The following is an 8,693-nucleotide window of genomic DNA, read 5'->3' on the forward strand; positions in this document are numbered from 1 at the left end:
GCGGACGGGAGCGGTCGCTGGCGATCGCAGCCAGCCGTGCCGCGTCGGTTGCATCGAGGAGTACGCATACCGTCTGAGCCATCGCCCAGACTCGCACGTCTCACCGTGTGCGTGAATCCTCCGTCCGCGTCACTGCACTAGGCGCCCAGCCTGGACGCCGCAAAGCGACAGACGCTGGCACGGATCAACGAGGACGGGTCGGACGCGGACCAACACGGTGTGTACGCAAGTGGCTAAAGGTTCAGGCCGCCTGGGTTTGCACGAGCTTGGGGGTCATGCTGGACGAAGGCACGTTCGGCTGCGCGGTCAAGCAGATGGGCTTCCGTAAGCTGACGTTCCGCCTTCGCCACCACGCACAGAATCTGGCTGAGTTTCCCGAGTTCAGAGAACCTCCCCGCCACCATGAATGCATTTAAAACTGCTGCCTTGCGCGCCTGTACTTATCTGGGTATTTCTTCGAAACAAAACACGATGAAGACTTCTAGTAATTCAAGTGCGATAACCGGTTCTGCGATTGGATCGTCGCCTCCTGCGTCGACATCGTTGACTTGTGCTTACAAGTATAAAATTGCGCAATAAATCGAACTTAAAGCATTATTACCCTCAGTTTGCGCTCGTGTGTCTCGATTAATACTGACATAGATTGTTATAAATCACGTTTTATTATGCTCATAATGCCGGTCGTCTGGATAAGTTTTTCTGAGCATTTCATCAGAAAAACTTTGTTCGCAAAACGGTAATTCCGTAGTAATTACCCAGGGGGGTATCTTGGCCTGAGTTGGCGCCGGCCGCCGCGGCTCGCTTCGCGTGGGCCTTCCCCTCTTGCACAGATTGGATTTGGCTGATTCCTTCGTGGGATGGGCCGAAGCGATCTTGAGCGGCTGAGCCGCGCGGAGCTGATCGAGCTGGTGCTGCGGCTGCAGCGTCCGGCGAAGACCTCGCGCACCTCCTCAAAGCCGCCGGCGACCGATCACAAGGAGCGGCGGGAGCAATCCAAGCCCGGCGGGGCCAAGCCCGGTCACGAAGGCCATAGCCGGGCGATCAGCGACGATCCCGACGCGGTCGTCGAGCATCGTCCCGATCGCTGCTCGTGCTGTGGCGGCGACCTGCACGGGGAGTTGTCGACCGAGGTCGTCAGCGTCTCCGAGCGGATCGATCTGCCGGCGGTGATGCCGGTGGTGACGCAGCATCTGCGCCTTGCCGTTCATTGTCCGACCTGCGGGGCACGGGTCGTGGCACTGGTGCCGGAGGCGGCCCGCGGCACGCCGTTCGGCCCGCGGCTGCATGCGGTGACGACGTATCTGAAGACCTTCCAGGCGCTCTCCTACGAGCGGCTGCAAGCGGCCTTGTCGGACCTTTTCGGCCTGACGCTCAGCCAGGGCGGGCTGATGAACCTGCTCCGCCGTGCGCAGGGCTGCTTCCGTCCCGGTCGCGAGATCGCCGTGTCAGCCCTGCGCCGGGCCGCCGTCGTCGCCTCGGACGAGACCGGCGTCCGGATCGAAGGCAGCAACGCCTTTCAGTGGGTCTTCCACGCCGCCGACGCCGTGGTGCACACGGCCTCGCCGACGCGGGGCGCCATCGTGGTGCGGGAGATGATGGACGGGCACCGGCCGGCGGTGTGGATCTCGGATCGCTACACCGCTCAACAGGGTCACGCCGCCGAACACCAGACCTGCCTCGCCCATCTCGCCCGCGACGTGGCCTATGTCGTCGAGGTGAGCGACGATCCGGTCCCCTGGCGTCTGCAGCTCTGGCTGCGATCCGTATTCGCCCTGGCCGAGCGCGTCACCGATCTGGCCACCTCGACGCTCGCCGCCAAGCGCCGGACCTTGGATCGACAGCTCGGCACCATCCTCGCCACGCAGAGCGGCTGCGATCTGACCCGAGCCCTCCAGGCCAAGATCGGCCGGGCTCGCGATCAGCTCCTGGTGTTCCTCGCCCACCCCGGCGCGGTCGAGCCGACCAACAATGGCAGCGAGCGGCTGCTGCGCCCGTCCGTCATCCAGCGGAAGGTGACCAACGGCTATCGCGCGATGTGGGCCGCCGAGGGCGAGGCCGATATCCGCACCGTCGTCGATACCGCGCGCCTCACAGGCCGCAGCCCCTTCGGCACCATCCTCAAGACCGTCGGCGCCTGAACCCCGCCACTACGGGCCTGGGTAATTACATTCCGTAAGCGCGTAGTGGGCATCTGGGCGATCGCTGACTGATTTCATGCTGGCAAAGAGCATATTCCACTGGACTGCTTGAGCGATTGGAGCGTGAATAGTCGTGTCACGAAGCAGCCGGCTACTGTGAGTCGAGTTACACGTCCAGCGAGTGGGCAAAGGCATCCGAACGATCGCGTTACCCCGCAAGTCCATTGGGCGTGTGCGGGGCCAAGGCAGTGGCGGGGCTAGTCCCGTCACGAGCCCGAGGCGCGCTATGCAAGCCCCATTTTTCATTCAGATCATCCTTTCCTCCGCCGCCCATGTCGGACATCCGGCGCCGCCGCAGTGCCCTTGCTCGACGGCGAGCCTGCCCGTCGCATCGTTTGCCGCCCCGCGGACGTGAGTGCGAGCATGTCGAACCGCAGCATCTCCTGGGCCGCCGCTCTGCGCGAGTTGAAATCCGATCGCACCGTCCGTTCGGCGGTTCGCGAAGAACGACTGCGCACCAGCGCGGGGCTGCGCGGCGTGTGCTTCATCCCGATGAGCGCGTGGCGCGGAACTTCGAGCCGGCGCTATGTCGTCGTGATCCAGCCGCTTGAGACCGTCGATTTGGTCGCTGACGATCCCGCGGTCGTCCTCGCCGTTGTCCGTGATGCCCAAGGTCAGGCTTCGATCGTCGCTGCTCGGGCCTGCGACGCAGGGGATCCTGGTTTTCTCGGCTGGCTGGCCGCCTGCGTGACGCTTGGAGCACGTGAACTGCACGCCTACCGTTTGGCCGGAACCCGGGCTGAACGCGCCGCGATCGCGGCCGACCTCGGCGGGCCGGCTTTATCCGCGACCATGGGGGCGGCGTGATGCCCCGGCGCGAGTTTAGCAAGGCGGTGCTCCGTGCCGCCATCGTCCGCGCGGAGGGGCGATGCGAGGGTGTACTCGCAGACAGCGGCCGTTGTCCTTGTGCCTTGCAGGTCGGGCGCTTCCACTACGATCACATCGTCCCGGCGGCGTTGGCCGATGATGCCTCCCTCGAGAACTGCCAGGTGCTGTGCCGGCCATGTCATGCCGCCAAGACGGTGATGGACGTCGGCGTAATCGCGCGGGTGCGCCGGATGCGCGATCGGCACCTGGGCATCGCCGACCCGAACCGGCGTCCATTGCCCGGCAGTAAAGCCAGCCCGTTCAAGCGCCTGATTGGCGGCGGCGTCATTCGCCGGGATACCGGCGAGCGATTGGACAAGCGATCTCGCTAGTGCACTGATTCAGACGGATGGTTTAGGGGCTCGGTTGAGCGCGTCGAAGATGGCGGCGGCCGGTTTGGTCCAGACGGAAGGGGCTGGGGCTTTGGTTGTGCTCGGCGATGTACCGTTTGATCGCGGCCTGCAGGTCGACGGTGCCGGCGAAGGTCCCGCGTTGCAGGCGGCAGCGCGTGGGGGCGGAGAAGAAGCCCTCGACAACGTCGACCCATGAGGCCGAGGTTGGGGTGAAGTGGAAGGTCCATCGCGGATGGCGGAGGAGCTAGGCGCGGACCTTTGGGTGCCTGTGAGCGGCGTCGTTGTCCAGGATCACGTGGACGAGCTTGCCCGCCGGCATGGCAGCTTCGACGGCGTTGAGGAAGTGGATGAACTCGCCATGGCGATGGCGCTGCATGCAGCGACCGAGCACGGTGCCCTCCAAGACGTTGAGGACCGCGAACATGGTCGTGGTGCCGTGGCGGGTGCAGTCGTGGGTCTGGGCTGCGGGATGTCCTAGTCCGAGGGGCCGGTCGGGGCAGGTTCGTTCCAGGTCTGGATCTCGCTCTCCTCATCCTGAGCTTGTCGAAGGATCGTCACTGGAGAGCATGACGGCATGGCGCGCGGGTCTATATAAAGACCCACCACACGGGCCCCCATCGAACAGGTTCGATGGGGGCCCGTCTTCGACCTTCTCGACCAAGGCCGGGTCGTGCGAGCGCTTGAAGGTGCGGACCCGATGTGATTGCAGGCGGTGTGCCTGCCAGATCCGCTAGACGAAGTGGATCGAGATCCCGATCCGCGCGGCGACGGCACGCCCGGTCTAATGGGTCAACGCGTCGGGCGGCTTTGAACAGGTCAGCGCGAGCACCTCCGCCACCGTCCGTGTGGGATGATGAGGCGGGATGCCGGGCGGGACGGGTCTTGTCGCACAGGAGGCCCTCGATGCCGTCCTCACCGTAGCGGTGCTGACATCGCCAGAGTGCGGGCCGACTGACGCCGGCCCGCCGGGCCAGGTCCTGCACGTCCAGACGCTCGGCCGAGAGCAGAACGATCCCGGCCCGTAGGATTTGCTTGAGGGGGCGGGATCGATCCTCGGCGATCGCGGTGAACTGTGAACGGGCGGCGGCGTCGAGGAGTACGCAGACGGTCTGGGCCATACCCCAGACTCACACACGTAACGCTCACCGTGAATCCTCAGTTCGCGTCAGTGCACTAGGTGGCACTATCAAGCGTCAGCCGGACGGGGCGGCGTGCGGCCGCCATGCTTTCTATGCAACTGGCTGTGCGACGGGCGTGTTGACCTTGGGCGGCGGCGGCCTTATCCAACGGGTAGTCCTACCTTTTTTGGACTGTGAGGCATTCGCTCAGCCGCTACCGCAACGGTGAGCTGAGGCGGTCTTCTCACATCGACATGGCCTCCCGCGCAGCGGGAAGCTCAGGCAGTCAGGCTCCGCCCGCACCGTGCGCGAGAACTGGCAGATCTGATACCGACTTCCTCCTGCTTCGGATCGCTCCGGAGCCACATGAAGCTCGTGTTCTGTCTGCCGATCGTCTCGTCCGTCGCGGAGCCAGATTTCCTTATGTCCGTCTCAATCCCAACCCGTGTTCGCCAGCGCAGCTTGGCTACATCCCCTGGTTCAGTATCGCGCGTCAGCGCTCCCACGGGGGCGAGCGCGTTATCACGTGACATCAGCATCACGCATCAGCCGATCGGCGACATCCAGCTGCTCGACCGGCCGTTGCGCAGGCGTGGCAAAGGACAAGTCGAACGCCTCGCCGGCAACATTGAGCGGTTCGGGTGCTGCGTGGCGATTCTTGTCACCGCGTCTGGGGGCATTATCGACGGTCACGCGATCTACGAGGCCTGTCGGCGGCTCAAGCACGCGACCGTGCCCACGATCGTCATCGACCATCTCACCGGCGACGAAGTCAGGGCTCTTCGCCTCTCGCTCAATCGGATCGCCGAGAGCAGTACCTGGGACCCCGAAGCCCTCGCGTGCGAGTTCGCTCACCTGCTCGCGGTCGAGCCTGACCTCGTCGCGTTCACCGGGTTCGATTTGCCGGAGATCGATCTCGCGCTGACGTCGTCCTGCATCGACGGCACAGACCCAGCCGACGCCCTTCCACAGGTGCCGGTATCCGCGGTCTCGCGCCTTGGAGATATCTGGGACTTCACCGGTGGTCACCGGCTGCTGTGCGGAAATGCTCGTGCTGGTAAGAGCTACGCCGCCGTGCTCGCCGGCCAGGGCGTTCAGAAGGTCGCGACGGATCCACCTTATGGATGTTACATTCGCGGTTACGTCAGCGGCAGGCACGGAGAGTTCGTCGAGGGCTCCGGCATGGGCGAGGCCGAGGCCACCGTGTTCTACGAGAGCTTCCTCGGTGCGATGGTCCCGCATCTCGAAGACGGTGCGATCGTCGAGATGTTCATCGACGCACGCGGGATGCTCCCACTGTTGACTGCCGCGCGGGGCGCAGGTCTGACCCAACTCACGACCTGCGTCTGGGACAAAGGCGTGGGTGGAATGGGCTCGCTTTATCGGCAGCAAACTGAATTCGTGCTGGTGATGAAACACGGGCGGGGTCGGCATATCAACAACATCGCGTTGGGCCGGCACGGGCGCAACCGCACCACGATCTGGTCAGCGCACGGGCTGAACGGGTTCGGGCGCGGGCGGGAGGAGGCGTTGGCCCTGCACCCGACCGTGAAACCGGTCGGGCTGATCGCAGACGCAATGCTCGATACCTCGCACCGCGGTGGCCTGATTCTCGACCCGTTCTGCGGCTCGGGCACGACCCTGCTTGCAGCCCACCGCACCGGCCGGATCGGGTACGGGATCGAGCTCGACCCGGTCTACGTCGACGTCGCCGTCCGGCGGATGGAAGCCCTGACGGGGGCGCTCGCGCGCCATGCAGGCACGGGACTCACCTTCGCGGAACAGGCTGAACGGCGGTCGTATGAGACATCGGCCTTGCCACCGGCCGCGGCCGACGCGTGAGGAGGTCGCGATGTCCGATGAGCCGATCGAGTCGAACGACAATGTCGTCGCGCGAGAGGACGATCTCGCGCCGCAAACGTCCTGTGCGGACGGTGGAGGTGCTGGGCGGGCTCGGAGCACCCGTGCCGGTGGAGGCCGCTTTTCGCGCGGACAGTCCGGTAACCCGAGGGGGCGGCCCCGCAAGCAGCCTGAGCCCTTCGTCGCGATGATGAAGCGCGTCTTGAACGAGACGGTCCAGCTCAATCGCGATGGAAAGCGGGTGGAGATGTCGTGCGGCGAGGCGGTGTTTCGCTCGATGTGCCACAAGGCGATGTCGGACCCACGCATCGGCAAGGAGGTCTTCAAGCTGGTCGCGGTCCATGAGTCGGTAGTCGTTGCCGGCGAGACCGGCGCAGATCCGGCGCAAAGTGAAGCTGTGTATCAGAATCACTACGCCCGGATGCGGCGTCAGATCCTCGCCGAACGTTCACCGGAGGGTGGAGACAACTCAGCTGCGAGCGACAACGACAATCTGGGGCCCGGGTGCGATCCGGAGCATACGTCGTGATCATGACCGCGGAGATGATGTCGGTCGCGCTACGCTCCAACCTGGCCACCTTCGTCGAGCAAGCCTTCGCGACGCTCGAGCCGGGAACGGCGTTCTCGCCGAATTGGCACTACGACCATCTGTGCTGGGCGCTCGAGCGGGTGCTGTGCGGCGACCTGCGCCGGTTGATCATCAACGTACCGCCGCGCTCGGGTAAGTCGATCATCGCCAGCGTCGCATTCCCGATGTTCGCGCTGGGTCACGACCCGAGTCGACGCGTAATCTGCATCTCGCACACCGAGGATCTCGCCAGAAAGTTCAGCCTCGATCGACGCTTGCTGGCGCAGAGCCCGTGGTTCGCCTCTACGTTCCCGAGGTTCCGGCTGACGGGCCCGCGACCCCGCGATCTCGAACTGACAACGACGCTTCGCGGCTCGGTATTTGCCGCCGGTATGGGAGGGGCGGTGCTCGGGCGCGGCGCTGATCTCATCGTGATCGACGATCCGATCAAGGCGGTAGATGCGCTCTCAAAGGCTGAGCGTCGGCGGGTCAACGAGGCGTTCGACAACACGTTGCTCACACGCTTGAACGACAAGCAGCTCGGCGCGATCGTCATCGTGATGCAGCGGCTGCATGTCGATGACCTCGTCGGCCATGTGCTGGAGCGGGACGAGTGGGAGGTGGTATCACTGCCCGCGATCGCCGTGGAGGATACCGAACATCGCCTAAGTGACGTCCCCGGGGACGTGTACCGGCGCCGGGTTGGAGACTTGCTGCACTGCGAGCGTGAGCCGATGGCGGTGTTGGAGCAAATGCGGCGCGCCCAGGGCTCGTTGACCTTCCAAGCACAGTACCAGCAGGACCCGGCGCCTGTTGGCGGCAACGTGATCCAGCGCTCGTGGCTGCGCAGCTACGACGTACGCCCGAGCCGCTTCGATCGGATCGTGGCCACCTGGGATACCGCCTCGACCCTGTCCGAGACGAGCGATTGGTCCGTGGGCACGGTCTGGGGTGCGGTCGGGCTGGACTACTACCTGCTCGACGTGGTCAGAGGGCGATGGGAATCTTGGGAGTTGCGCCAGAGAATCGTCGCGTTGAGCGAACGCTGGCGGGTTGATACGACTTTGATCGAGAAGACCCAACTCGGTTACGCTCTGCTACAAGACCTGCGTAGAACCAAGACATTGGTGCCGATCCTGGTCGAGCCCCGTTACGACAAGGAGGCGCGGGTGCTGGCGCAAGCAGCCCGGTTTGAGGCAGGTCAGGTGTATCTCCCGACCGATTCGCCGTGGCTTGGCGAGTACGTCGGCGAATTGCTGGCCTTTCCGATTGGACGCAACGACGATCAGGTGGATGCCACCATGTATGCGCTCCATTACCTGACTGGGAGCCAACCTCGGGTCGAACCAAGGGTCAGGCGGACCCGCGAAAGCATTCGTGGAGGGCGACTGAACCCTCAATCCAATTCTCAAGCAGAGCCTGTTGTTGATAGCCCAGATGATGCTCCGAAACAGCCGCGCATCATCGCAGTCCCAGCCAGTTGGAAGCCTGGCGACGTAATCTTATGACCTTACAGCAAAAGCTGTTAGGAAAAACGATTTACTTTAGGAGGGATCGGGCCGGATATCCCTGTGTGCTATCCGGTCAACGGCCTGGCACCACAGCCGGTCGGGCAGCCGATACACCCGTACCCCGCACGCCATCCCGGCGAGCAGCAGCAGGACCAGATACGCCAGACCCTCCAGCACGAGGCTAGGCGCCGCCTCCGGCTCCGCTCGGTCGTACCAGA

General features: G+C 64.4%; 7 protein-coding genes and 1 pseudogene. 6 read left to right on the forward strand and 2 right to left on the reverse strand.

Annotated features, from left to right (window positions below):
* Window positions 1–857 precede the first annotated feature (857 nt).
* The 3 genes from tnpC (at window position 858) to MKL11_RS09995 (ending at window position 3,397) form a co-directional block, all read left to right on the forward strand.
* On the forward strand, window positions 858–2,138 hold the full coding sequence (gene tnpC / locus MKL11_RS09985; protein ID WP_243942738.1) for an IS66 family transposase: 1,281 nt from the start codon (window positions 858–860) through the stop codon (window positions 2,136–2,138).
* A 423-nt stretch (window positions 2,139–2,561) separates the two neighbouring features.
* On the forward strand, window positions 2,562–3,005 hold the full coding sequence (locus MKL11_RS09990) for a hypothetical protein (protein WP_243942740.1): 444 nt from the start codon (window positions 2,562–2,564) through the stop codon (window positions 3,003–3,005).
* Window positions 3,005–3,397: an HNH endonuclease gene (locus MKL11_RS09995; protein ID WP_243942742.1), complete on the forward strand. Its 393-nt coding sequence runs from the start codon at window positions 3,005–3,007 to the stop codon at window positions 3,395–3,397. The genes MKL11_RS09990 and MKL11_RS09995 overlap by 1 nt, the downstream gene beginning before the upstream one ends.
* A gap of 9 nt (window positions 3,398–3,406) precedes the next feature.
* Here MKL11_RS09995 and MKL11_RS10000 read toward each other — a convergent pair.
* Window positions 3,407–4,536, reverse strand: a pseudogene (locus MKL11_RS10000) (IS630 family transposase).
* Window positions 4,537–4,902: 366 nt separating this feature from the next.
* Here MKL11_RS10000 and MKL11_RS10005 point away from each other — a divergent pair.
* Genes MKL11_RS10005 through terL form a run of 3 tightly spaced genes read left to right on the forward strand, consistent with a single transcriptional unit; the run spans window position 4,903 to window position 8,472 of the window.
* Complete coding sequence (locus tag MKL11_RS10005; RefSeq protein WP_243942744.1) at window positions 4,903–6,378, forward strand: DNA modification methylase; 1,476 nt, start codon at window positions 4,903–4,905, stop codon at window positions 6,376–6,378.
* A gap of 10 nt (window positions 6,379–6,388) precedes the next feature.
* Window positions 6,389–6,925 (forward strand): DUF5681 domain-containing protein, encoded by a 537-nt coding sequence (locus MKL11_RS10010; RefSeq protein WP_243942746.1) that lies wholly within the window; start codon window positions 6,389–6,391, stop codon window positions 6,923–6,925.
* A gap of 2 nt (window positions 6,926–6,927) precedes the next feature.
* Window positions 6,928–8,472 (forward strand): phage terminase large subunit, encoded by a 1,545-nt coding sequence (terL, locus tag MKL11_RS10015; protein WP_243942750.1) that lies wholly within the window; start codon window positions 6,928–6,930, stop codon window positions 8,470–8,472.
* A gap of 36 nt (window positions 8,473–8,508) precedes the next feature.
* Here the strand turns inward: terL and MKL11_RS10020 are convergent.
* On the reverse strand, window positions 8,509–8,693 hold a 185-nt coding region (locus MKL11_RS10020; protein ID WP_243942748.1), incomplete at its 5' end, for a hypothetical protein.

This window comes from Methylobacterium sp. J-077 (genome assembly GCF_022829365.1).
Classification (GTDB): domain Bacteria; phylum Pseudomonadota; class Alphaproteobacteria; order Rhizobiales; family Beijerinckiaceae; genus Methylobacterium.

Excerpts from the sequence above, each read along its gene's own strand:
- tnpC (WP_243942738.1), top strand. The coding sequence starts at position 858 with ATGGGCCGAAGCGATCTTGAGCGGCTGAGCCGCGCGGAGCTGATCGAG.
- MKL11_RS09990 (WP_243942740.1), top strand. The coding sequence starts at position 2,562 with ATGTCGAACCGCAGCATCTCCTGGGCCGCCGCTCTGCGCGAGTTGAAA.
- MKL11_RS09995 (WP_243942742.1), top strand. The coding sequence starts at position 3,005 with ATGCCCCGGCGCGAGTTTAGCAAGGCGGTGCTCCGTGCCGCCATCGTC.
- MKL11_RS10005 (WP_243942744.1), top strand. The coding sequence starts at position 4,903 with ATGAAGCTCGTGTTCTGTCTGCCGATCGTCTCGTCCGTCGCGGAGCCA.
- MKL11_RS10010 (WP_243942746.1), top strand. The coding sequence starts at position 6,389 with ATGTCCGATGAGCCGATCGAGTCGAACGACAATGTCGTCGCGCGAGAG.
- terL (WP_243942750.1), top strand. The coding sequence starts at position 6,928 with ATGACCGCGGAGATGATGTCGGTCGCGCTACGCTCCAACCTGGCCACC.